The sequence below is a fragment of the Mesorhizobium sp. LEGMi-168a genome (genome assembly GCF_058312955.1).
In genome coordinates this window covers 88464-110361 of record NZ_JBZEGV010000016.1, presented here as the reverse complement: position 1 = coordinate 110361, position 21898 = coordinate 88464, and the positions used below count along the sequence as shown (strand labels likewise).

Annotated in this window: 18 protein-coding genes; 12 read left to right on the top strand and 6 right to left on the bottom strand. The window is 64.7% G+C overall.

Features of this window, described 5'->3' with window-relative positions; genetic code table 11:
* The first annotated feature begins 165 nt into the window (after positions 1 to 165).
* From AC4FWB_RS20850 to AC4FWB_RS20840, 3 genes are read left to right on the top strand one after another with little or no spacing between them, the layout of a single operon-like run.
* A complete protein-coding gene (locus AC4FWB_RS20850) occupies positions 166 to 1782 on the top strand; it encodes a GMC family oxidoreductase (RefSeq protein WP_491028141.1) in 1617 nt (538 codons plus the stop codon).
* Positions 1779 to 2993 carry a mandelate racemase/muconate lactonizing enzyme family protein gene (locus tag AC4FWB_RS20845; protein ID WP_491028140.1) on the top strand — a complete coding sequence of 405 codons (1215 nt, stop codon included), beginning with the start codon at positions 1779 to 1781 and terminating at the stop codon, positions 2991 to 2993. The genes AC4FWB_RS20850 and AC4FWB_RS20845 overlap by 4 nt, the downstream gene beginning before the upstream one ends.
* Complete coding sequence (locus tag AC4FWB_RS20840) at positions 2990 to 3913, top strand: NAD(P)-dependent oxidoreductase (RefSeq protein ID WP_491028139.1); 924 nt, start codon at positions 2990 to 2992, stop codon at positions 3911 to 3913. The genes AC4FWB_RS20845 and AC4FWB_RS20840 overlap by 4 nt, the downstream gene beginning before the upstream one ends.
* A 70-nt stretch (positions 3914 to 3983) precedes the next feature.
* Here the strand turns inward: AC4FWB_RS20840 and AC4FWB_RS20835 are convergent, their stop codons facing one another.
* Complete coding sequence (locus tag AC4FWB_RS20835; RefSeq protein ID WP_491028138.1) at positions 3984 to 4922, bottom strand: diacylglycerol/lipid kinase family protein; 939 nt, start codon at positions 4920 to 4922, stop codon at positions 3984 to 3986.
* 855 nt (positions 4923 to 5777) lie between these two features.
* Here AC4FWB_RS20835 and AC4FWB_RS20830 point away from each other — a divergent pair.
* Positions 5778 to 6299 (top strand): hypothetical protein, encoded by a 522-nt coding sequence (locus tag AC4FWB_RS20830; RefSeq protein WP_491028137.1) that lies wholly within the window; start codon positions 5778 to 5780, stop codon positions 6297 to 6299.
* Positions 6300 to 6512: 213 nt separating this feature from the next.
* Here the strand turns inward: AC4FWB_RS20830 and AC4FWB_RS20825 are convergent, their stop codons facing one another.
* The gene (locus AC4FWB_RS20825) at positions 6513 to 7133 is read right to left on the bottom strand and encodes a hypothetical protein (protein WP_491028136.1); all 621 of its coding nucleotides are present in this window, start codon (positions 7131 to 7133) and stop codon (positions 6513 to 6515) included.
* A 178-nt stretch (positions 7134 to 7311) separates the two neighbouring features.
* On the opposite strand from AC4FWB_RS20825, the gene AC4FWB_RS20820 reads away from it, so the two are divergent.
* Complete coding sequence (locus AC4FWB_RS20820) at positions 7312 to 7803, top strand: YegJ family protein (RefSeq protein WP_491028135.1); 492 nt, start codon at positions 7312 to 7314, stop codon at positions 7801 to 7803.
* A 3-nt stretch (positions 7804 to 7806) separates the two neighbouring features.
* Here AC4FWB_RS20820 and AC4FWB_RS20815 read toward each other — a convergent pair whose 3' ends face one another.
* Together AC4FWB_RS20815 and AC4FWB_RS20810 are read right to left on the bottom strand one after the other, a co-directional pair.
* On the bottom strand, positions 7807 to 8778 hold the full coding sequence (locus AC4FWB_RS20815) for a hypothetical protein (protein WP_491028134.1): 972 nt from the start codon (positions 8776 to 8778) through the stop codon (positions 7807 to 7809).
* Positions 8779 to 8859: 81 nt separating this feature from the next.
* A complete protein-coding gene (locus AC4FWB_RS20810) occupies positions 8860 to 9903 on the bottom strand; it encodes a CapA family protein (protein ID WP_491028133.1) in 1044 nt (347 codons plus the stop codon).
* A 168-nt stretch (positions 9904 to 10071) separates the two neighbouring features.
* Between AC4FWB_RS20810 and AC4FWB_RS20805 the strand changes: the two genes are divergently transcribed.
* A complete protein-coding gene (locus AC4FWB_RS20805) occupies positions 10072 to 11325 on the top strand; it encodes a hypothetical protein (protein WP_491028132.1) in 1254 nt (417 codons plus the stop codon).
* A gap of 9 nt (positions 11326 to 11334) precedes the next feature.
* On the opposite strand, the gene AC4FWB_RS20800 is transcribed toward AC4FWB_RS20805, so the two are convergent.
* The gene (locus AC4FWB_RS20800) at positions 11335 to 12558 is read right to left on the bottom strand and encodes a clavaminate synthase family protein (RefSeq protein ID WP_491028131.1); all 1224 of its coding nucleotides are present in this window, start codon (positions 12556 to 12558) and stop codon (positions 11335 to 11337) included.
* Positions 12559 to 12659: 101 nt separating this feature from the next.
* Here AC4FWB_RS20800 and AC4FWB_RS20795 point away from each other — a divergent pair, with 101 nt between their 5' ends.
* From AC4FWB_RS20795 to AC4FWB_RS20770, 6 genes are all read left to right on the top strand, one after another.
* Positions 12660 to 13589, top strand: a complete 930-nt coding sequence (locus tag AC4FWB_RS20795; RefSeq protein WP_491028130.1) for a LysR substrate-binding domain-containing protein — start codon at positions 12660 to 12662, stop codon at positions 13587 to 13589.
* A 113-nt stretch (positions 13590 to 13702) separates the two neighbouring features.
* Positions 13703 to 16885 carry an excinuclease ABC subunit UvrB gene (uvrB, locus tag AC4FWB_RS20790; protein WP_491028129.1) on the top strand — a complete coding sequence of 1061 codons (3183 nt, stop codon included), beginning with the start codon at positions 13703 to 13705 and terminating at the stop codon, positions 16883 to 16885.
* A 392-nt stretch (positions 16886 to 17277) separates the two neighbouring features.
* Positions 17278 to 18804 carry an ABC-F family ATP-binding cassette domain-containing protein gene (locus AC4FWB_RS20785; RefSeq protein WP_491028128.1) on the top strand — a complete coding sequence of 509 codons (1527 nt, stop codon included), beginning with the start codon at positions 17278 to 17280 and terminating at the stop codon, positions 18802 to 18804.
* A 140-nt stretch (positions 18805 to 18944) separates the two neighbouring features.
* On the top strand, positions 18945 to 19127 hold the full coding sequence (locus tag AC4FWB_RS20780) for a hypothetical protein (RefSeq protein ID WP_491028127.1): 183 nt from the start codon (positions 18945 to 18947) through the stop codon (positions 19125 to 19127).
* A 158-nt stretch (positions 19128 to 19285) separates the two neighbouring features.
* Complete coding sequence (locus AC4FWB_RS20775; protein WP_491028126.1) at positions 19286 to 19702, top strand: VOC family protein; 417 nt, start codon at positions 19286 to 19288, stop codon at positions 19700 to 19702.
* Positions 19703 to 19895: 193 nt separating this feature from the next.
* Positions 19896 to 20249 (top strand): DUF1428 domain-containing protein, encoded by a 354-nt coding sequence (locus tag AC4FWB_RS20770; protein WP_491028125.1) that lies wholly within the window; start codon positions 19896 to 19898, stop codon positions 20247 to 20249.
* 13 nt (positions 20250 to 20262) lie between these two features.
* Here the strand turns inward: AC4FWB_RS20770 and AC4FWB_RS20765 are convergent, their stop codons facing one another.
* Positions 20263 to 21897, bottom strand: coding sequence for a tetratricopeptide repeat-containing sulfotransferase family protein (locus AC4FWB_RS20765; RefSeq protein WP_491028124.1), 1635 nt, complete (start codon positions 21895 to 21897; stop codon positions 20263 to 20265).
* Position 21898 lies beyond the last annotated feature (1 nt).

Below are 21898 nucleotides of genomic sequence, written 5' to 3'. Positions count from 1 at the left end.
CATAGGCTGTCGACCCCATGCATTTCAAGCGCGATTGTCGGGATTCCCCGCAACTCGACAATCTATCGCAGTCGCTTTTTTCACAACCGATGCCGGAAGGCCCGGCGACTTGGCGGACCCGCCGCGCCTACGTTGGTGCCATATTTCAGGGACCGCCCGCGTATCATGCAGACTTATGACTTTATCGTCGTCGGCTCCGGCTCGGCCGGCTCGGTTGTTGCCGAAAGGCTCTCCGCCTCGGGCCGCTATTCGGTCCTGGTGCTGGAGGCCGGCGGGACCGATCGGCGGTTCTATGTCCAGATGCCGCTTGGCTACGGCAAGACCTTCTTCGATCCGGCCGTCAACTGGAACTACAAGGCGGAGCCCGACCCGGGTCTTGCCGGCAACGCCGACCACTGGCCGCGCGGCAAGCTGCTCGGCGGCTCGAGCTCGATCAACGCCATGGTCTACATCCGGGGCGCGCGCGAGGATTTCGATGCCTGGGCCGCCGCCGGCAATCCGGGCTGGAGCTACGACGAGCTGCTGCCCGCCTTCAAGGCGCTGGAGGACAATGAAGCCGGCGCCGACCAATGGCGTGGCGTCGGCGGTCCCTTGCACATCACCGATTGTTCGAGCGCCGTCCACCCGCTGACCAAGCGCTACCTCGCGGCCGCTCAGCAGGCCGGCCTGCCGTTCAACCCGGATTTCAACGGCGCCACCCAGGAAGGCGTTGGCGTCTACCAGATCACCACCAGGAACGGTCGCCGCATGTCCGCGGCGCGGGCCTTCCTGCGCCCGGCGATGAAGCGCGGCAACGTCCGCGTCGAGACCGACGCGCTGGCGACAAAAATCCTGTTCGACGGCAGGCGCGCCGTCGGCGTCGAGTATCAGCAGAACGGCGAGACCAAGACCGCGCGCGCCGGCCGCGAGGTCATCCTGTCGAGTGGCTCCGTCAACTCGCCGCAATTGCTGCAGCTCTCCGGCGTCGGCCCGTCCGCGCTTCTTGGCGGTCTCGACATCCCGGTCGTCCACGCCAACGACAATGTCGGAGCGAACCTGCAGGACCATGTCGGCATCAACTACACCTTCAAGGGCAGGCTGCCGACGCTCAACCAGATCCTGCGTCCGTGGTGGGGCAAGCTGTTGGTCGGCATGCAATACGTCCTGACGCGCTCGGGTCCGTTGTCGCTGTCGATGAACAATGCAGGCGGCTTCTTCCGCACCGATCCGTCGATGGCGCGGCCGAACATGCAGCTCTATTTCCAGGCCTTCTCGACGGTCATCCCGAAGAGCGGCGAGCGCCCGATCCTGACGCCCGACCCGTGGCCGGGCTTTTCCATCGGCCTTTCCAACTGCCGCCCGTCGAGCCGCGGCGAGATCATGATCCGCTCGAAGAATCCGCGCGATTATCCGAGGATCACGGCGAACGCCTATTCCACCAACGCCGATGTCGACGAGATGCTGGCGGCGGTAAAATTCGTACGCAAGATCGCCGCGATGCCGGCCATGGCCGACATCATCGAGGAAGAGGTTTTGCCTGGCCCTTCAATCACTTCCGACGCGGATCTGATTCAGGATTTCAGGAAGCGCTCGGGCACCGTCTATCACCCGGTTTCCACCTGCCGCATGGGGCCTGACGCCTCGCGCGCCGTTGTCGACCCGCGGCTTCGGGTGCACGGGATCGAGGGCCTGCGCGTCATCGACGCGTCGATCTTTCCCGACAACATCACGGGCAACACCAACGCCGCCTCGATCCTCACCGGATGGAAAGGCGCCGAGCTGGTTCTGGAGGATCAGAAATGAAAGTCACCGACGTCAAGACATGGGTTGTCGGCAACCCGCCGCCCGGCATCGGCGGCAAATATTTCATCTTCGTCAAGCTCACCACCGATGGTGGCGTGGTCGGCTACGGTGAGGCTTACAATGCCACCTTCTCGGCGCACGTCACCGCCAGGATGATCGAGGACATGGCCGAGCGCTACCTGATCGGCCGCGATCCGCACGATGTCGAGAACCTCTTCCGCCGCGCCTATTCCTCCGGCTTCACCCAGCGTCCCGATGTCTCCGGCATGGGCTGCTTCTCGGCGCTTGAAATGGCCTGTTGGGACATCATCGGCAAGGAAGCGAACAAGCCGGTCTACAAGCTGCTCGGCGGCCAGGTGCATGAGACGCTGCGCTCCTACACCTACCTCTACCCTCACACCGGCAGCGTCCATTCGGAAGATGCGCCGAGCGGCAGGAACGTCTACAACGACCCCGAGATGGCAGCCGCCTGCGCGCTCGAATATGTCGAGCAAGGTTTTAATGCCGTCAAGCTCGATCCGGCCGGCCCCTACACAGCCTTCGACGGCCACCAGCCGCGGCTGCTCGACATCGACGTTTCCGCCAGCATGATCAAGGCGATCCGTGAGGCGGTCGGCAGCCGCGCCGACATCCTGTTCGGCACGCACGGCCAGTTCACCGCCTCCGGCGCGCTGCGGCTCGCGCGCGCCATCGAGCCCTACGATCCGCTGTGGTTCGAGGAGCCGGTGCCGCCAGACATGCCGGAAGTCATGGCGCAGGTCGCCCGCGCGACCTCGATCCCGATCGCCACCGGCGAGCGGCTGACGACGAAATCCGAGTTCGCACGCGTCATCGAGAACCGCGCCGCGACCATCCTGCAGCCGGACCTCGGCCGCTCCGGCGGCATTCTCGAAACCAAGAAGATCGCCGCCATGGCCGAGGCCTATCACATCCAGGTCGCGCCGCACTGCTATTGCGGGCCGATCGTCGGCGCCGCCAACATCCAGCTTGCGGTGACGCTGCCCAACTTCCTCATTCTGGAATCGCTGAAGCAGTGGGACGGTTTTCACGCCACGCTGCTCAAGAAGAAGATCGAATGGCAGGACGGCAACGTCATCCCGTCGAAGGAGCCCGGCCTCGGCGTCGAGCTCAACGAGGACGTCTGCGACGCGCATCCCTATAGCGGTAAGGAGCTGCATCTGCAGATGATGCAGACGCCGCTGATGCCGTGAGCGCGCGCCTCGCCTACGCCTTCATCGGCCTCGGCCATCTCGGCGGCAACCTTGCCGCCAGCCTGCTGCGCAACGGCTTTGCCGTCACTGTCTTTGATCGCGATCCGGCGGCGATCGAGCGGCTTGTTGGGCTCGGGGCCACAGCGGCGACGAGCCCGGCCGAAGCCGCCGCCCACGCCGGCAGTGCGATCACTTGCCTGCCCTCGCCGACAGTCAGTGAGGCGGTGCTGACCGGCCCTGACGGATTGTTGGACGGGCTGCCTGCCGGCGGCACCTGGATCGAGATGTCGACCAATGGCCGCGACGAGATCCTGCGGCTCGCTGCAATCGCTTCAGCAAAGGGCGTCGAGACGCTGGAATGTCCGGTCACCGGCGGCGTGCATCTGGCCGCGGTTGGAAAGATAACAGCGCTGGTCGGCGGCGACGCCGCGCTCTACGAGCAGCATCGCCGTGCGATCGAGGCGATGTGCGCAAAGTCGTTTCTGATGGGACCGGTCGGCTCGGCGGCGGTGATCAAGGTCATCACCAACATGCTGGCCTTCATTCATCTGGTCGCCGCCGGCGAGGCGCTGATGCTGGCGAAGCGAGGCGGGCTCGACCTCGCCCAGGCCTACCATGCCACCGTCGCCTCCTCCGGCAACAGCTTCGTCCACGAGACCGAAAGCCAGCTCGTCTTGAATGGCTCCTACGACATCGGCTTCACCATGGACCTGGCGCTGAAGGATCTCGGCTTCGCGCTTGCCATGAGCAAGGATTTCGGCGTGCCGCTCGATCTCGCCGCCCGCGTCAACGCGCTCTTCGAGCGGGGCAAGGAAGTCTATGGCGGTGGCGCTTGGTCGACGCAGATCGTCAAGCTGCTCGAGGATGCTGTCGGAGCCGAGCTTCGCGCGCCGGGCTTCCCGGCCAAACTTGAAACATGACCGGCAAAATTTAGCCTGCCATTTCAATCGTCTGACAGCGCTTGCGGAATCAACCCCTAAGGCAGTTGATTCAACATCTCAGCGTCAGCGCGCCGGGCAGGATTTCGAAAGTCGCCGGAATCCTACCCGGCGACTCGCCGTCTATGTCGACCAGCGCGGCATTCTTCTCCACATCGCCCAGCGGCTCGACCAGCACCTTGCGTCCGCGCAGGATGGTGATCGCCGGATGGTTGCGGTGACGTCCACCATAGAGCAGCCGGATGTCCCAGATCAGCCCAAGCTTGTTCTGCGCCCGCACGATGACGATATCGAACTGACCGTCGGAGAGTTCGGCGTCGGGCGCGATCATCATGCCGCCGCCGAAGAACTTTCCGTTGGCGACGGCCACCAGCGCCATGCGGGCCTCGATCGGATCGCCGTCGTCTATGGTGATCCTGACCTCCTGGAAGCGGTAGCGGAGGAACTCCAGCACCGTGCGCCAGAAGAACAGCGCCTTGACCGAGACCTGGCCCTTGCGCTTGTCGGAATTGACCGCGCGATCGGTGGCGCCTGACAGGCCGAGGCTGGCGATGTTGATGAAGTGACGGCTGGCCAGCGCGCCGTGGTCGTCGATATAGCAGATGCGCCCGGCGTCGACCTTGCGCGCGCCGGCGCCGGCCATGCGCGCCAGCGCCTCCTCGATATCGTCCGGCAGGCCCAGCCCTCGCGCGAAATCGATGCCGGTGCCGCAGGGCAAAAGTCCGAGCTCACTCGTTCGGCCGGTCTCGAATTCCGCCTGCAGCAACCCATCCGCCACCTCGCTGGCCGTGCCGTCGCCGCCGGCGGCGATCACCAGGTCGCAGCCATCGGCGGCGAGGTCGATCGCCAGCCGCTCGGCATCGCCGCTGGTTTGCGTCTCGCGCAGATCGAATTCACCGAAGTGCTTCTTGAGCGATCTGGCTATCTCGGGCCAATGACGCTTCAGCTTGCCGCCTCCCGCAATCGGATTGAGAACCACCCCGACCTTCAATCCGACCTCCCCCGAGGCATGTCGCCCAAAGGCGTACGACGGTTTTGGATAGCGACATACATCCGCCAAAGAGCCTGGAGCAGATGCCCGCATCCTTTGCCGGCATTGAAACGCCGGCCGGTCGGCGGGGCAAGGGCTCCATCCTCCGAGGGGCCGCGAAAATGCGGGGCAGGCTGTCTAAGGGGTTCGGGCCGCAAATTCCGGGACTTGTCGCGTCGGTCCCCGATAATCCCGCTATCCACAGGTCGGCGTCTATTCCGCAAAGCCCTTACCCGGCGTACATTGAACCCATCTCAGGCGGCTACCGAACGCCTCGCCGAAAGGCAAAGCGCAAGGCGGATTTCCTGAGGCCCGTACGGCCCGAAACGAGAGCAGGTTCGCCTGTTGGAGGGACGGATGTCGGCGGGGCCGCGGAAAGCGTGCGAACGCCAACGGCGGACCGATGCTGCCATGAAGGCCGGTGAAAACCTTCGATGGCACGCTGGGCGAAGCCCGCAAGGGTGGAGATCGGCGTGGTCCGGAACGGGCGCTGCCCCTCGGGTGGCGACTGGCAGGACCGTCAAAATCAAGGCCGGCCTGGCGCGACGACTTTACGGAAGTTGCTGCCGCGACTGGTTCCTGATCTGACAGGGAGGCGCTGGGAGAAATCCCAGCGCCGACTGTCTTTTTGGGCCGTCGTCCACCCGGCTTTTGCTGCGCCCCCTCAGCGCCTGCCACTGATGCTTTCCCGCCACAGTCGCAAGCCAAGCAATCTTCCGTAACGCGCGGTCATGCACAATTCACAATCGCGGCCAAATCCCGCCTTGTTCCCCGGCGATTGATCAGCCTGGGGAACGAATTCGAAGGGACAAGACCGTGATCAAGACCGCCCTTGTCGCCATGACCATCGTCGGCTGCGACTGCGACGCCAAGCTCTGCGAATATATCGGCGAGACGCCCGCCAAATGGGCGACGATCGCCGACTGCGAGGCGGCGATGAAGAGCCAGATGCTGCATCAGCGCAACTTCAACTATCCGCTGGTGTCCGGCATCTGCCGCACCAAGGGTTCGGCATCGACCTCGGAGCTCGCCGCGAAAGCGTCGGGGCCGGAGCTGAAGCCGCCGAACCGCGTCGTCGAAACCATCACGCCATTGCCGCCGGAGCTCAGCCATCGCCCGAGCGTCCCGGTCGGCGCGACGGTGACGGCCAGCGAGACGGAAGCCGCGCGGCCAGTCGCCTTCGAGGCTGCGGTCGACGGGGGCAGCGCCGTGCTCTACCGCACCAAGGCCGGCTATGCCGTGGTCAAGACCGACCTCGGCCGCGCGGCTGACGCGACCGTGGACATGGCGAAGCGGTCGGCGAACTGGCTGGCGGGACTGGTGCCGAGCGGGCTGTAATCCAATCTCAGGCGTGTTGAGATTCAGGTCAGGCCGAGTCGAAAATGGCGGCTTCCGAGAACCGGAGCGGAGCGTGCTTTGGGTATGTGAGCACCGGCCTACGCCGGCCGTAGCCTTAACCGCACAGCGACTCATGAGTGCTTCGGCCGGCGAAGGCCGGAAGCGCAGGAAGCCGTCATTTGCAGGCCGGCCTCACCTGAATATCAACACGCCTTACAGCTTGACCTTCAGGGTCTCCCAGAACTTGTCGATCATCGGTTGCTCTGCTGCAGCGTCCTGATCGCCGATGCGCGTGATGAACAGCAGCCCCTGATCGGCAAGGCCGAAGCCGACGATCTCGAAATCGGCCTTGTCGGTGCGCGTCTTCACGGTGGCCTTGATGCCGGTCAGTTGCTTGCCGTCGGCGAGCTTGCGGGTCGTCGGTTCCTGCGTCAGCGTTCCGCCCGCCTGAACCGTTTCCTTCGTCATCTCCTGCAGCATCAACTGGTTGAGCGATACCGGGTTCATCTTGCCGTATTCCTGCACCACGACGATGGTGCCGAGGGCTGAGGCCGCCAGGTACTGCGTTATGCTGTCGCCGAGGTCGGTCTTGGTGACGGAGATACTGCTCGGATGCACGAAGGAAAAAGTGCCGCCCGAGAAGGTGGCGAAGTCGTTGCGGTCGAGCCTTACCTTGGCCGTCCTGCCGCCGGGCAAGGTCACGTTTGCATCTTCGCCGGGATCGATATCGACCGCCACGCCGTCGATCGTCAGCTTGAAGGCTTTCAGATCCTCGGCACGGGCAAGCCCGACGCAAAGCACGATCGCGGCGAACGTCGCGGGCACCAATCTCATTCGCATGTCCGTCCCTCCAACCGATCACTGAACACTTCGCACTACGCGAAGCCGAAGTTGCTCTGCTCACCACCTATCATTCGCTTATGACGGATAACGTGACCACTCTGAAGGCGCCGATTGATAATGACGGCGCGTTGCGGGAAAGTAATTGTCTATCTGGAGTTTGGGGGGCTTCATGACCTTTGCTGTTCGCACCGCACTATGCCTGCTGCTGGCGCTCGTTCCTCTGCAGGTTCGAGCGCAGGATACCGATCAGGGCGACAAGACGGTGATGGTTGCCCCTGACGATGCCGATATGGCGGCGGCGATCGCAAAGGCACGATCCAGCCTGGATGACTTCCTGGCATTGTCCGACGCTCCGCCAGCTGGAACCGACAAGTTCAAGTTGAAGGTGATGATCGTCGACGGAAATGCGACGGAGCATTTCTGGGTCATCCCGTTCAGGCGGACCGACACCGGCTTTGTCGGCATATTGGCGAACGAGCCGGAAATCGTCCGCAACGTCGTCCTCGGCCAGAACATCGAGTTCACCAGGGACGACATTTCCGACTGGGGCTACACCAGGAACGGCCGCCAGGTCGGCAGCTTCACGGTCTGCGTGATGTTCAAGAAGATGTCGAAGGAGGAAGCCGACTACATGCGCGCCCAGTATGGCTTCGACTGCTGAGCTCTATCCGGCAGCTTCGTCCTTCGCCCCGATCTTGCGAACCAGCGCCGCCGTTGCCAGCATCGCGCCGAGATCGGTGATCATTGGCGCGACATGCATGTTGTAGTCGATCGGTACGGAGATATCTGGCAGCTCGAAGAAGTTCTTCGAGCGTGGCATCAGGAGAAAACCGTCGCTGCCGCTCAGCGCCACACGGGCCTGATCGTAAGGCCATGTCTCGCCGAGCCAGGTCAGCGCCTGCGCCAGTCGCCCGGTGACCAGCGGCCGCGCCGCCTCGACGTTGTCGGTGCGGAATTCATAAGCGGCGTCGAGTTCGGCGACGCCGGATGACAGCTCCTGCATCTTGCTGGCGAACATGCCGCGGAAGAAATGCACCATTTTGTTGGCCTTGCGCGCCGCCACCAGCGTGCCCGGGAAAGGCTCGATGGTTTCGAAGGCGACGATGACGCCCTTGAAAGCGGTCGTCTCGCTCTTGCCGGAGCCTTCCCAGAGTTTCGCCTCGTAAAGCTCGAACGGAAAATCCTCGTAGCGCCCCGAGATGACGTCGTCGAAGCCCTGCCGGCTGAAAGCGCCGACGGTTTCGCGGGGCATCCTGTCGAAGGAGTTAGGCCGCGCCCCATGCTGGTAGCGCACATCGCGCACGAAGCTGAAGATCAGCGGCAGAAGTGTGTCGCGGAAGGATTGCTGCAGCCGGGTCGCCGGTCTCAGCGCCCGGAAGTAGAGCAGCACCGCAACGACGAAGCCGCCGAGATAAAGGAAGACATGCGGCGTCGAGAGCCACTGCTCGTTGGGATCAGCGGCACTGTTGAACAGCCAGGCGACGAGCCCGACAAAGATGATTACCAGGCCGACAAACAGCGGCACCCGCCAGCGGACCTGTTTCTGGGCCGACGCCCGCTTCGCCTCATAGGCCTCGATGCCGCGCCTGATGCCGGCGATATCGGCCTCGCTCGGCATGAAATCCGCTGCTTCCATGGCCACCCCCGGCCGCCGTTATGACACGCCCATGATAGCGGCTTTTGCGCCAAAGTCGCCAGCGGTCACAACGATCGGCGCTCAGCCCTCTTGGCCCGGGAAAATCGCGCCCAGGCGACCCGCGACCCGCTGTCTCATCACCCCATCCAGGGCTTCCACCGGCACCAGCCGCTCATGGCCGCCTTTGGCGAGGCGCATGAAGAAATGCAGCCGACAGGAGACGATCGCGCCGCGTGTGGCGGCATCGGCGCTCACATCGACGACGAGGATCGAGCCGATACGGCCGGGCCATGGCTGCCTTGCAAAGGCCGTGCCGAGGAAATCGCCCAAGCCATAGGCGACGAGCGTGTCGCCTATGCGCTCGACCGGCTGCACGACATGGGCATGATGGCCTGCGATCAACCCGACGCCATGGCCCGCCAGCCGCCGCGCCAGCGCCCGCGTCGCTGGCCTCGGAAAATGCCGGAACTCCCAGTCCCAATGCGGCACGGCGCACAAGAGATCGACGCCTGCGCTGCGCGGCCATTCGGCAGGATCGCTGTCCATGGAGACCCGTGCTCGAAACTCGATTTCATCGGCGTTGCGCCAAAGCGTGAAGGCGGCGAAGCCGATCGTCAACGGCCCGGCAGTATGTCGCTGGACCCGCCCGCCGGCAGCGGTGCCGATTGTGCGAATGCCGAGCCGCTTCAGTGCCGCGACCGTCTCCCCAAAACCGGCGACACCCTGGTCGAGCACATGGTTGTTGGCGAGCGACAACACGAGCTTGTCGCGAGTGATGCCGACAGCCGCCAGCGCGCCGGCCAAAAAACGCTCGGTCATCGCGTGATGCGTGCCGAGCCGCGTGCCCACAACGGCGCTCGGCCGCTCGACGATCGGGCTTTCGCAATTGCCGACCACGAGATCGGCGGAGGCAAGCAACGCCGCAAGCGCCGGGTCGCATTCGGGCGCCGCGCGATTGGCGACGGCCGAAATGTCGCCGACGAAGGCAAGCCGCACCGTTTGCGCCGGCGGCGGATCGATCAGCGTCGCCGCGGGCGCCGCGAAACCATTCCTGTCGCCGCCAAGCGACGGTTTCAGGAAACGCGGCAGCCACGACAGTTTGTAGGAGAGCGGATAGTTCGACACGCCATGCCCATTCGTTTGCCCTGTGTGTAGCCCGTTCCTCGGACCGATTGAAGCCGATCCCAGAGGCCCCGCGGCCGGTGGACCGCCACGTGCAAATCCACCCCGGCCACGCAGGCGCCGCCGGTCAAACCGGTGTATGGTCGTTGCACCGTGAGTGGGAGGATGACGATGACGCGCATTGCCGGCCTGATGGCTGCCGCCTTGTTTCTTTGCCTGCCGATCTCTTCGACCGCGGCGGAAACGCCGGCCGCCGCCAAAACCCTGTTCGAGGCGAAAACCGTTTCGGAGCGGAACACCGCTTTGTCGAACTTGGAGGCAGCGGCCAAAGACCCGGCATCGGCCTACGCCGCCGGCGCCGGCGAATTCTTCACCGCCCTGGAAATCCTGGCCAACGGTCTGCATCGCCACGGTTTCGAGAGCCCGCAATCCTTCATGCTGCCGCTGATGCGCCTGCCCGTGCCGGACAATCCCGATCCCGAGCCGCTGACCTACGAACAATTCCGCGCCATCCTGGTCGCCTTCCGTGACCGGCTGGAGAAATCCGCCGCCACGCTGGGCTCCGTGCCCGCCGATGCCGATATCGGCATGGTGGTCGACCTCACCCGTGCCGGCATCGATCTCAATGAGGATGGCAATCTCGCGCCGGACGAAAGCATCGCCGCGATCATGGCCTCGCTCTCCCGCGGCAGCGTCGACGCAAACGATGCCGCCCCTTCCCTCACCTTCCGCTTCGACCGCGCCGACGGCTACTGGCTGCAAGGTTACGCCGAATTCCTGATGGCGCAGGCCGATTTCTGGCTGGCGCATGATTTCAAGACCATGTTCGACGGTTCCTTCCACATGCTGTTCCCGCGGGCGAAACTGCCGCTGCAGGACACGCTGGTGCCGCCGGACGGCGGCATGAGCGGCAGCATCTTCGCCTCCGAATGGCGCTTCGCCGACTTCATCTCACTCGTGCATCTCGTCAACTGGCCGGTGATAGAGCCGGAGCGCCGGCAAGCCGCGCGGCGTCACCTATTGGAGATGATCCGGCTTTCGCGCGAGGACTGGAAGGCGATCCGCGCCGAGACGGACAACGACCGCGAATGGCTGCCGGGGCCGCAGCAGAAGGGCGTCAACCCGCTCACCGGCCTCGAGGTCGGCGAGGAGCAGGTGCAGGCATGGCTGGCCGCGCTTGATATGGCCGAGGACCTTCTCGAAGGCCGTGTGCTGCTGCCGCATTTCCGCATCGCCGGCAAGGGCATCAACATGAAGCGCTTCTTCGATGAGCCGAAACCCTTCGACCTCGTGCTGTCGATCACAGGACCGGCGATCGCACCTTACCTTGAGAGTGGAAAAATTCTCACCAGCGACGATTTCGACCAGATCCAGCGCGAGTTCGGCGGCGCCGGATTCTTGACTTTCGCGCTGTGGTTCAATTGATGCCGCGGGTTAAAATATCGCTCCCTGGTAGAGCACCGTCTCCGCCTCGTCAGGCGCGAAGCGGCGCGCCAAGGTGCGGAAGGCACTGTGCACGCCATCGCGGTCGAGGTTGCAGCTCCGAAGATGGCGGATGGCCAGCGTTGGGTCGAAGGCCGTGCGGCCGTGCAGGACGCGCTGATTGTCGAACACCAGAACCTCGCCCGGCTCCAATTGATGCTGGAACTGGTTTTGCGGATCGCAGATCAGCCGCGTCAGTTCTGCAAGCGCCTCGATCAATCCGTCAATCTCATCGACGGTGCCGGTCTGCGGTGCCAGACAGCGATCGTTGTAGCGCATGCCGGTGACGGCGCCGCGCGCATCGAGGCTGAGGACATGCGCCTCGGCGCTGAAGAACACCTCCCCGGCATGCTCGCGATGGAAGGTCACGCCACGCCTGGTCAGCAGGTCGAAGAGCTCCGGCGTGTTCCTGCGCATCACTTCGGCGACGTGAAAACCGTCAACCATCAGCGAGGTGCCGCCGCTGCCGGCGCCGGTCCTGATGGCGTGGAAGAAGATAAAGCCCGGCGGCGAATAGCGGAACGGCTCGTCGGTGTGCGGGATCTGCGCCCGAGCGGTTTCGCCAGCCACCCTGGCGTCCGGCCGTGAGATCAGGTCGAACACCTTGCCGTAGCTGGTTTCGCGCACGGGACCATAGCGGCCGGCGACACGCAGTGTCGCCTCCGGCTCGGCTGGAACGCCGGTCAGCATGGCGATGCCATGATCGCGCAAGGCGCGCAGCGAGTGGAAAAGCGCCTCGTCGTCCTCGACCACCGCGTCAAAAGCGAAGCGGCCGAGCCGCGTCGCGAGATCGCTGCTCCACAGCACCGGCTGGAAGCGTGGCGCGCCAAGGTCTCCGGCCTGCTCGATATGAGCAGCCAGAAAGCCCGCAGCGAAGCGCGAGAGATGGCCGTCCCGCCAGACCACATCGGTCTCGCCAACAGACGAAATTTCGATCGAAGCCGCGCGGACATCGGCGGGAACGTCGGCCGGCGTCAACCAGCGCTTCCCGGAGGCGGTGTCGCCGCATATCCCGCATTCGCAGGCAAGCCGCAGCCAGCGCATCGACAGCCGGCCGGCGCTGCCGTCATCGAATTCAACCGCGATGTGCGTCCCCTCGTTGCGCATCGAGCGCACCGATCGTGCCCTCCCAGGAGACCGATCGGCGGCGACCGACTGCTTTGGCGCGTCGAGCATGGCGCTGGATTCCCTGTTGAGTTGACTTCAACAAGCTAGGTCAGCATCGGCCATGCTTTCAAATGAGTTTGCTTTCGCGAGTTTTGAGGTAATCTCAATCCATGACGCTGCTTCGCGAGCTTCCGTTATCGGCTCTACGGGCGCTGGCCGCCGCCGCGCGCACCGGCAGCCTGACGCGCGCGGCCGAGGAACTCGGCGTCACGCCGGGCGCGGTCGGCCATCAGTTGCGGCAACTGGAGGATCGGCTGGGCGTCAAGCTGGTCAGGCGCGAAGGCAACGGCATCGTGCTCACCCGCGCCGCCGAGGCGGCGCTGCCCGATATCGACCGAGGCTTCGACGCTTTAGCCTCCGGCCTGCGGCGGCTGCGCTTCGAACGCCGCGCTGAAACATTCACCATTTCGGCCGACCCCTCCTTCGCCTCGCTCTGGCTGGCGCCGCGCCTCGATCGCGTCCGCGCCGCCCTTGGCAGGCTCGACGTCCGCATCGTCGCTTCCGTGGCACTGGACTCGATGCTGGAGGAAGGGGTCGATCTCGCCATCAGCTATCGCAACGGTTCGGCGAAGAATCTCGCCTCGATCGATCTCTTCACCGAGCGTGTGATCCCGGCCTGCGCCCCGGCGCTGGTGCGAAAGCGCCCATGGCCGGACGCCGCCGAGACGCTCGACAGCCTGCCGCTGCTGCACATCGACCAGACCATGGGCGACGATGTCTACCCGAGGTGGCGCGACTGGTTCGCGGCGGCCGGCCGGCAACGCAAAAACCTCGACCAAGGGCCTCGCTTCGCCCTGACCATAGTGGCGGCGCAGGCCGCGATTGCAGGGCTGGGCGCGCTGCTCGCCAGCGAACTGGTGCTGCGGCGGCATCTGGAACCAGGCCAGCTGATCGAGATCGCCCGCGACGTGCCGGCCCTGACCATCAGGCGTCGCCTCGTCTGGCCAACGCACGCCCCAAAGGCCCGCCGCGCAGCCGCCATCGCCGCGCAACTGGCAGAGGTAGCGGCCCCGGAAATCGACGGCGCCCTGCCACGTTAGCCTGTGGGCAGTGACGCCGCTCCTGACAGCCTTCTGTCAGCAGCGTCCGCAGGGCGCACCCACCCTTTCACTCCGCTCTTTCCATTTCGGCCGAGTCCTCCCATATTCGGGCCATGGCCAAACGCACCGACAAGAAAACGCCCTCGCCGGCGCAAGAGGGCGCGCCGAAACGGCGCAGCCCGCTGACCGAATTCCTCGACGCTGCCGAGCCGCTCGAACCCGGCGGCTTTGCCGAGGCGCCGCAGGGCGAGTTCTCCGGCGCGCCGCTGACCGGATCGATCTCCGATTGGGCCGGGCAGATCGAGCGCGAGGCGGAAAAGCAGCCGAAGGCAAAGGCGCCGAAGAAGATCCCCGAGCGCTCGTCCGCGCCCGGACGCACGGCGCGCGGCACCTCGATGGGCGGCGCGGCGTCGGCGAAGGAACGCGCGGCCGCCGGCCTCAACCCCGTCGCCGGCCTCGACATCAGTCTGGAGGACGCCGACTCGGTGTCATCGAGTGGTGTCACCGCCACGGTGGCGGCGCTGTCGGCGCTGATCGAATCCGGCAACCCGCTGCACAAGGACGGTCAACTCTGGACGCCACACCGCCCTGCGCGGCCGGAAAAGTCGGAAGGCGGCATCGCCATCAAGATGGTGTCGGATTTCGAGCCGGCCGGCGACCAGCCGACGGCGATCAAGGACCTTGTCGAAGGTGTCGACCAGAGCGACCGCACCCAAGTGCTGCTCGGCGTCACCGGCTCGGGCAAGACCTTCACCATGGCCAAGGTGATCGAGGAGACGCAGCGCCCTGCTTTGATCCTGGCGCCCAACAAGACGCTGGCCGCGCAGCTCTACGCCGAGTTCAAGAAATTCTTCCCGGAAAACGCGGTCGAGTATTTCGTCTCCTATTACGACTATTACCAGCCGGAAGCCTACGTCCCGCGCACCGACACCTATATCGAGAAGGAATCCTCGATCAACGAGCAGATCGACCGCATGCGCCACTCGGCGACGCGCTCGCTGCTGGAGCGCGACGATGTCATCATCGTTGCCTCGGTCTCGTGCATCTACGGTATCGGCTCGGTCGAGACCTATACGGCGATGACCTTCCAGATGCAGGTCGGCGACCGGCTCGACCAGCGCGCGTTGCTCGCCGACCTCGTCGCCCAGCAATACAAGCGTCAGGACGTCAACTTCGTGCGCGGCTCCTTCCGCGTGCGCGGCGACACGATCGAGATCTTCCCTGCCCACCTCGAGGACCGCGCCTGGCGCATCTCGATGTTCGGCGACGAGATCGAGGCGATCACCGAATTCGATCCGCTGACCGGCCAGAAGACCGGCGAACTGAAAAGCGTCAAGATCTACGCCAACTCGCACTATGTGACGCCGCGCCCGACTCTGAATCAGGCCATCAAGTCGATCAAGGAAGAGCTGCAATACCGCTTGCAAGAGCTTGAAAAGGCAGGACGTCTTCTGGAGGCGCAGCGGCTCGAGCAGCGCACCCGCTTCGACCTGGAGATGCTGGAGGCGACCGGTTCCTGCGCCGGCATCGAGAACTATTCGCGCTATCTCACCGGCCGCCAGCCGGGCGAGCCGCCTCCGACCTTGTTCGAATATGTGCCGGACAATGCGCTGATCTTCATCGACGAGAGCCACGTCACCGTGCCGCAGATCGGCGGCATGTATCGCGGCGACTTCCGCCGCAAGGCGACGCTGGCGGAGTATGGTTTCCGCCTGCCCTCCTGCATGGACAACCGGCCGCTGCGCTTCGAGGAATGGGACGCCATGCGGCCGCTGTCGGTCGCGGTTTCGGCGACGCCGGGCGGCTGGGAATTGGAGCAGTCCGGCGGCGTCTTTGCCGAGCAGGTCATCCGCCCGACCGGCCTGATCGACCCGCCGGTCGAGGTGCGTCCGGCCAAAAGCCAGGTCGACGATGTCGTCGGCGAGATCCGCGAGACGACCAGGCTGGGCTACCGCACGCTGGTCACGGTGCTGACCAAGCGCATGGCCGAGGACCTCACCGAATACCTGCATGAGAACGGCATCCGCGTCCGTTACATGCATTCCGACATCGACACGCTTGAGCGCATCGAGATCCTGCGCGACCTGCGACTCGGTGCCTTCGACGTGCTGGTCGGCATCAACCTTTTGCGCGAAGGGCTCGACATTCCCGAATGCGGCTTCGTCGCCATCCTCGACGCCGACAAGGAAGGTTTCTTGCGCTCGGAAACCTCGCTGATCCAGACCATCGGCCGCGCCGCCCGCAATGTCGACGGCAAGGTCATCCTTTACGCCGACCAGGTCACCGGCTCGATGGAACGGGCGATGGCGGAAACCAACCGCCGCCGCGAGAAGCAGATGGAGTGGAACGCGGCCAACGGCATCACGCCGGAATCGGTCAAGTCGCGCATCGCCGACATCCTTGACTCGGTCTACGAGAAGGACCACGTGCGCGCCGACATCTCGCAGTTCACCGACGATGCCGGTGCCATGATCGGCAACAATCTCAAAACCCATCTCGAGGCGCTGGACAAGCAGATGCGCGACGCCGCCGCCAATCTCGACTTCGAGAAGGCCGCCCGCATCCGCGACGAGATCAAGCGGCTGCGCGAGATGGAGCTTGCCATTTCCGACGACCCGCTGGCGCGCGAGGTGGAAAGCCAAAGTCCCGCCTCGGGCCGAGAAAAGGGCAAGCACAACAAGGGCGTGGCCAGACATCGAACGGCCGAGGAACAGGAGCGTTTCCGCAAGCTCGATGAAGCGCGTGCCGCCGAAGAGGCGGCCAGGGCCGCCCGGCCCAATATGTTCCGCAAGCCGCATCTCGACGAGATGGGCGCCGACGGCGCCGTGCCGGTGAAGAGGCCGCTGTTCGCCAAACCCTCGATCGACGACATGGGTCCGGGCACCGACATGACGACCCCGGCCGGCGCGGTATCGCGTTCGCTGTTCAAGAAGCAGTCGGCCTCCGAGGCGCACGGTTCCGATTTCGGCATTCCCGGCGATCGCACCAAGCCTCTGTTCCGGAAGAACTCGCTCGACGAGATGACGGTGCGCCGCACCGAAAAGCCGGTCGAGGGTAAGAAGCCGGCGAAGCCACAGCCAATCTCCCCCCAAGTGGGGGAGATGTCCGGTCCACCCTCCGCAGCTGCAGCGCAGCTGCTGCGGAGGACGGGCAGGACAGAGGGGGGCGCGAAGGAACGCGACGATCCCGACAAACCCGTTGTCCGTCAGCGCTCCGGCATCGGCTCCTATGAGGATCCAGCCGACGAGCGCCGCCAAAAGCGCCGGCCGAGCAAGACCGGACGGCCGGGGCACTGATTTCTGGAAAAGCTACACTAGGACACCGTTGAGATGCCGGCGGGACAGCGCCCCCCTCTGTCCTGCCGGACATCTCCCCACAAGGGGGGAGATTGGCAGCTTCGGCGTCCCGCTCGCTCCTGCTCTTGCCATCCGCCTCACCTCTGTTGTAGCCATACCCTCCAAACTCGAACGTCAGAAAAGGAGGGCTGCGTGTCTATCGATCACCACCGTCAGCGCGGCCCTGTCTGTGCCCTGCGAGCTTGCTTGCAGGGCTGACCAGGACGGTCCGGGATTTCCCCGCTTCGATTTTTGGTCTGCCCTTCGTGGTGCCGCTGAGCCTGGTCTGATGGCCTGTCGGCGCACCGTCAAAGTGCATTGAGCCGGACTCCGGCAAGACCAGAGATATCGACATGGCCCTGATCAGCCTCAAATCCCTCGGCGTCACTATGAGTGCGCCGCTCTTTTCCAGCCTCGACCTCACCATCGGCGCCGGCGACCGGCTCGGCATCGTCGCGGCCAATGGCCGCGGCAAATCCACCTTGCTCAAATGCGTGGCGGGCGAGTTCGAACCCACCACTGGCGACATCACCCGGTCTCGCGGCCTGCGCGTCGGCCATGTCGAGCAATCCGTTCCCGATCCCCTGCTCGACCGCCGCTTCCATCAGGCGGTCGCCGATGCCTTGCCGCCCGAGCAGCGCGACAGCGAGCTCTGGCGCGTCGACGTCGTTCTCGACTCGCTCGACGTACCCGAGGACATGCGCGGCCGGCAGATGCGGGCCTTGAGCGGCGGCTGGCAGCGGCTGGCGCTGATCGCCCGCGTCTGGGTCACCGATCCCGACGTGCTTCTGCTCGACGAGCCGACCAACCATCTCGATCTCGCCAAGATCGGCCATCTCGAGACATGGCTCAACACGCTGCCGCGCGAGGTGCCGGTGATCATCGCCAGCCACGACCGCGCCTTTCTCGACGCCACCACCAACCGCACGCTGTTCCTGCGCCCGGAGGAATCGCCGGTGTTCTCGCTGCCCTATTCGCGCGCCAGGCAAGCGCTCGACGAGGTCGACGCCTCGACGGCGCGCAAGTTCGAGCGCGACATGAAGGTCGCGCAGCAGCTGCGCCGGCAGGCCGCCAAGCTCAACAACATCGGCATCAATTCCGGCAGCGACCTGCTGACGGTGAAGACCAAGCAGCTCAAGGGACGGGCGGAGAAACTTGAGGATGCAGCCGTGGCCGCCCATCGCGAGCGCTCGGCCGGCGCGATCAGGCTGGCGAACCGTGGCACTCACGCCAAGGTGCTGATCACGCTGGACGAGGCGACAGTGGAAACACCCGACGGCACGCTGCTGTTCAGGACCGGCAAGCGCCATATCTGCCAGGACGACCGCATCGTGCTGCTCGGCCGCAATGGCGTCGGCAAGTCGCGCTTCATTTCGATGATCCGAGCCGCCATCGCCGACCCCGGCACGGTTGGGAACATCAAGGTGACGCCATCGACCGTGCTTGGCTACAGCGACCAGTCGCTGTCAGGCATCGGCGTCGACGAGACGCCACTGGCGATGGTCTCGCGCCGCTTCGAGGTCGGCGAGCAGCGCGCTCGTTCGCTTCTTGCCGGCGCCGGCGTCGCCATCGAGATGCAGGAGAAAAAGATCGGCGCGTTGTCCGGCGGGCAGCGCTCGAGGCTGATGATGCTGGTATTGCAGCTCATCAACCCCAACTTCTATCTCCTCGACGAGCCGACCAACCATCTCGACATCGACGGCCAGGAAGCGCTGGAGGACGAGTTGCTGAACCATCAGGCGAGCTGCCTGCTTGCCTCGCACGACCGTTCCTTCATCCGCGCGATCGGCAACCGCTTCTGGCTGATCGAGAAGCGGCGTCTGACCGAAGTCGACGGTCCGGAAGAGTTCTTCCGCTCGGTCGCCGAGACGGAGAGCTGAGCGCACTGCAAAGGCCGGCCTCATACGGGCTGGCTTTCCGGCGCACAAAAAAATTCAGCCGATCTGTCGGATCGCCGCAGCACCCTTCGTCCTTGAGATGCCGACACGATGATGCCGGCATCAACCAGGGAGAGTTCATCATGTCGATCTTGTCATCCATCGGCCGCGTCGCAACCCAATATGCAGCTGCGCGCGCCCGCTACCGCAGCGAGCGCATCCTGCTTTCGCTGCCGGCCGAGTTGCGCAAGGACATCGGTTTTCCGGAAATTCTCGACACGCGGAACAGCCGTCGCACGGCCACCTTCTCGAGCAAGGTCATTTGAAAGTGGCCGACCGACCAGTGCGACGGTCACGCTTCGCCGGTTCCCCGGCCTGTCCGGACCCGGCCATCTAAAAATTTCTGCGACCCGTGTAGGATTGCGGTCGCCTCGTCCGTCTTTTGATCGCAAGGCCCAATGAGCCCGTGAAGAGGAACACGCAAATGAACGACCAGACCCCACCCCGCGCCCAAGTGCTTGGCGGACTGACCCCGTATCTGCAGGTCGACGGCGCCATCAAGGCGGCGGAGTTCTACAAGAAGGCTTTCGGGGCCGAGGAAGTCTTTGCCTATCCGCCGGACGACAAGGGCCGCACCATGCATATCCATCTCTATGTCAACGGCTCGACGCTGATGCTGGGCGACGCCTATCCCGAGCACGGCTATCCGCATCAGGCGGCGCAGGGCTACACGCTGCAGCTCCATCTCGGCAGTGATGACATCGATGCCTGGTGGCAGCGCGCGGTGGACGCCAGCTGCGAGGTCGTCACGCCGCTCCAGGTGATGTTCTGGGGCGACCGCTGGGGCCAGGTGAAGGATCCCTTCGGCGTCGCCTGGGCGATGAACGCGCCGGTGAAGTGAATTTGACTCCGCCTACCTCTCCCCTTGTGGGAGAGGTCGGATTGCCCCGAATTGCCCTTCGCAATTCGGCTGGCAATCCGGGTGAGGGGTAAGCGGCGCCAAGCTGGAACACCCCTCATCCGTCTCGGCGCTGCGCGCCGATCCACCTTTTCCCACAAGGGAGAAGGGGACCCCACAAAAAAGGAAAACCACCATGTCCTACGTCGATGGCTTCGTGCTCGCTGTGCCGAAGGCAAATCTCGAAGACTACAAGAAAATGGCCACACAGGCCGGCGCCATCTGGAAGGAGTACGGCGCGCTCGCCTATGTCGAATGCATCGGCGACGACGTGCCCTATGGCGAGATCACCTCGTTCCCGCGCGCCGTCCAGGCCAAGGATGACGAAGTCGTCGTCTTCGCCTGGGTCGTCTATGAAAACAGGCAGAGCCGCGACGCCGTCATGGCCAAGATCATGGCCGACGAACGTCTCAAGATGGACTGGCCGAAAATGCCCTTCGACGGCAAGCGCATGATCTTCGGCGGCTTCCAGCCGTTCATCGAGCTATAGGCGCCGGGCAACCTCAGGCCAGCCGATTGAGCAGCGGCTTCAGCCTGTCCCCATAGCGCTTCCACAGATCGACCGAGCCTTGATACATCGGCTGGCGCACCTGCGCCGCCGATGCCGTGCGCACCGGCCGGTCGGTCTCGTGGAACGACAGCACCTTGTCGTCCCAGGGCAGGCCGAGATGCGCCATCAGCGCCCTTGTCTGCCCTTCCTGGTCGGCGACGAAATCCTCATAGCGCACATCGTGGACGACGCCGGGCAGCACCTTGTGCCAATGCGCCATGATGTCCGTGTAGAGGTTATGGAAATCGGCGAGCTCGCCGAGATCGTAGCCGTAACGGTGACTGTCGCCGCGGAAATGCACCTTGAAGATCGACAGGCACGTGGCCGCCGCGTCGCGCGCGCAATGCACGATCTTCGCCCTAGGCAGCATCATGTGGAGGAAGCCGACCAGAAGGAAGTTGCCCGGCATCTTGTCGGTGACATGGCGGAAGCCCGGATAGCGGCTGTGCAGCATGTCGAGATAGGCCTGCCCCGCCTCGGCGAAGGCCTTGTCCGGCATCTCGGCAATCCCCCAGGGAAAGCCGCCCGGCATGCTCATCGGAAACTGCTTGCCGACCGCCGTCTTCAGGATGCTAAGCTCGCCCGCGCCAAAGACCTGAGGATGGCTGGCGATGATCTGCTCGACCAGCGTCGTGCCGGAGCGCGGCATGCCGACGACGAAGATCGGCGTGTCGTCGGAAACGTCGCTCGGCCGGTGCTTTTCGAAGAAGGCCTTGTCGAAGACCGCCTTCATCGCCTCGAACTCGTCGCGCGTCTTCACCGGATCGTAGTCGATGCCCTTGCGGCGGATCGCATTGCCCTCGGCGAAATAGTCGAAGGCGCGGCCATAGTCCTTCAGATCGTCATTGGCCTTGCCGAGGCCGAAGGAAAGCTGCATGCGCGCAAGGCTGTCCTGCGGCGCCTTGGCGTGCTCCGCTTCCATGCCGGCGAGCTCCGGGTCGCGCTCGGACTGGCGCTTGACCTGTGTCAGCAAAAGCCAGGCTTTCGCCATGGCGGGAGCGATGGTCACCGCCTGGCGGGCAAGATCGGCGGCCTCGGTGAGCTTGCCCTTCTCCATCATGGCGACGCCGAGCCCATAGAGCAGCTCCGCGTCCTTGGGCCGGATCGACAGCGACTCGCGGAAGAGCGCAATCGCCTCGTCCAGCCGCCCGGCCTCCTGCAGCGTTTCGGCAAGGCCGATGCGGGCGCGGACATGAAACGGATTGCGGCCGATCGTGCCGCGATAGATCTCCTCGGCGCCCTCGAACTGGCCGAGCTGCTTCAGCGACGAGCCGAGATTGTCGCGCGCGGCAAGCTGGTCCGGCCGGATCTCCACCGCACCGCGGAAGAAATCGGCGGCGGCGGCGACGCGACCGAGATCGCGCATCACCGTGCCCATATTGTTGAGGAAATCGGCATTCCTGGGCTGCAGCGTCACCGACTGCTCGATGAGGTCGAGCCCTTCCTCGCTGCGGCCGGTCTGATGCAGGAGAAGGCCGAGGAAATGAAGCGCAGCGGCATGGTTCGGCTGCTGCCCCAGCACCTGGCGGTAAAGCGACTCCGCTTCCTGGCGGCGCCCCGCCTGGTGCAGTTGCAGCGCCCGCTGCACA

Excerpts from the sequence above, each read along its gene's own strand:
- AC4FWB_RS20850 (WP_491028141.1), top strand. The coding sequence starts at position 166 with ATGCAGACTTATGACTTTATCGTCGTCGGCTCCGGCTCGGCCGGCTCG.
- AC4FWB_RS20845 (WP_491028140.1), top strand. The coding sequence starts at position 1,779 with ATGAAAGTCACCGACGTCAAGACATGGGTTGTCGGCAACCCGCCGCCC.
- AC4FWB_RS20825 (WP_491028136.1), bottom strand. The coding sequence starts at position 7,133 with ATGAGATTGGTGCCCGCGACGTTCGCCGCGATCGTGCTTTGCGTCGGG.
- AC4FWB_RS20820 (WP_491028135.1), top strand. The coding sequence starts at position 7,312 with ATGACCTTTGCTGTTCGCACCGCACTATGCCTGCTGCTGGCGCTCGTT.
- AC4FWB_RS20815 (WP_491028134.1), bottom strand. The coding sequence starts at position 8,778 with ATGGAAGCAGCGGATTTCATGCCGAGCGAGGCCGATATCGCCGGCATC.
- AC4FWB_RS20805 (WP_491028132.1), top strand. The coding sequence starts at position 10,072 with ATGACGCGCATTGCCGGCCTGATGGCTGCCGCCTTGTTTCTTTGCCTG.
- AC4FWB_RS20800 (WP_491028131.1), bottom strand. The coding sequence starts at position 12,558 with ATGCTCGACGCGCCAAAGCAGTCGGTCGCCGCCGATCGGTCTCCTGGG.
- AC4FWB_RS20795 (WP_491028130.1), top strand. The coding sequence starts at position 12,660 with ATGACGCTGCTTCGCGAGCTTCCGTTATCGGCTCTACGGGCGCTGGCC.
- uvrB (WP_491028129.1), top strand. The coding sequence starts at position 13,703 with ATGGCCAAACGCACCGACAAGAAAACGCCCTCGCCGGCGCAAGAGGGC.
- AC4FWB_RS20785 (WP_491028128.1), top strand. The coding sequence starts at position 17,278 with ATGGCCCTGATCAGCCTCAAATCCCTCGGCGTCACTATGAGTGCGCCG.
- AC4FWB_RS20780 (WP_491028127.1), top strand. The coding sequence starts at position 18,945 with ATGTCGATCTTGTCATCCATCGGCCGCGTCGCAACCCAATATGCAGCT.
- AC4FWB_RS20775 (WP_491028126.1), top strand. The coding sequence starts at position 19,286 with ATGAACGACCAGACCCCACCCCGCGCCCAAGTGCTTGGCGGACTGACC.
- AC4FWB_RS20770 (WP_491028125.1), top strand. The coding sequence starts at position 19,896 with ATGTCCTACGTCGATGGCTTCGTGCTCGCTGTGCCGAAGGCAAATCTC.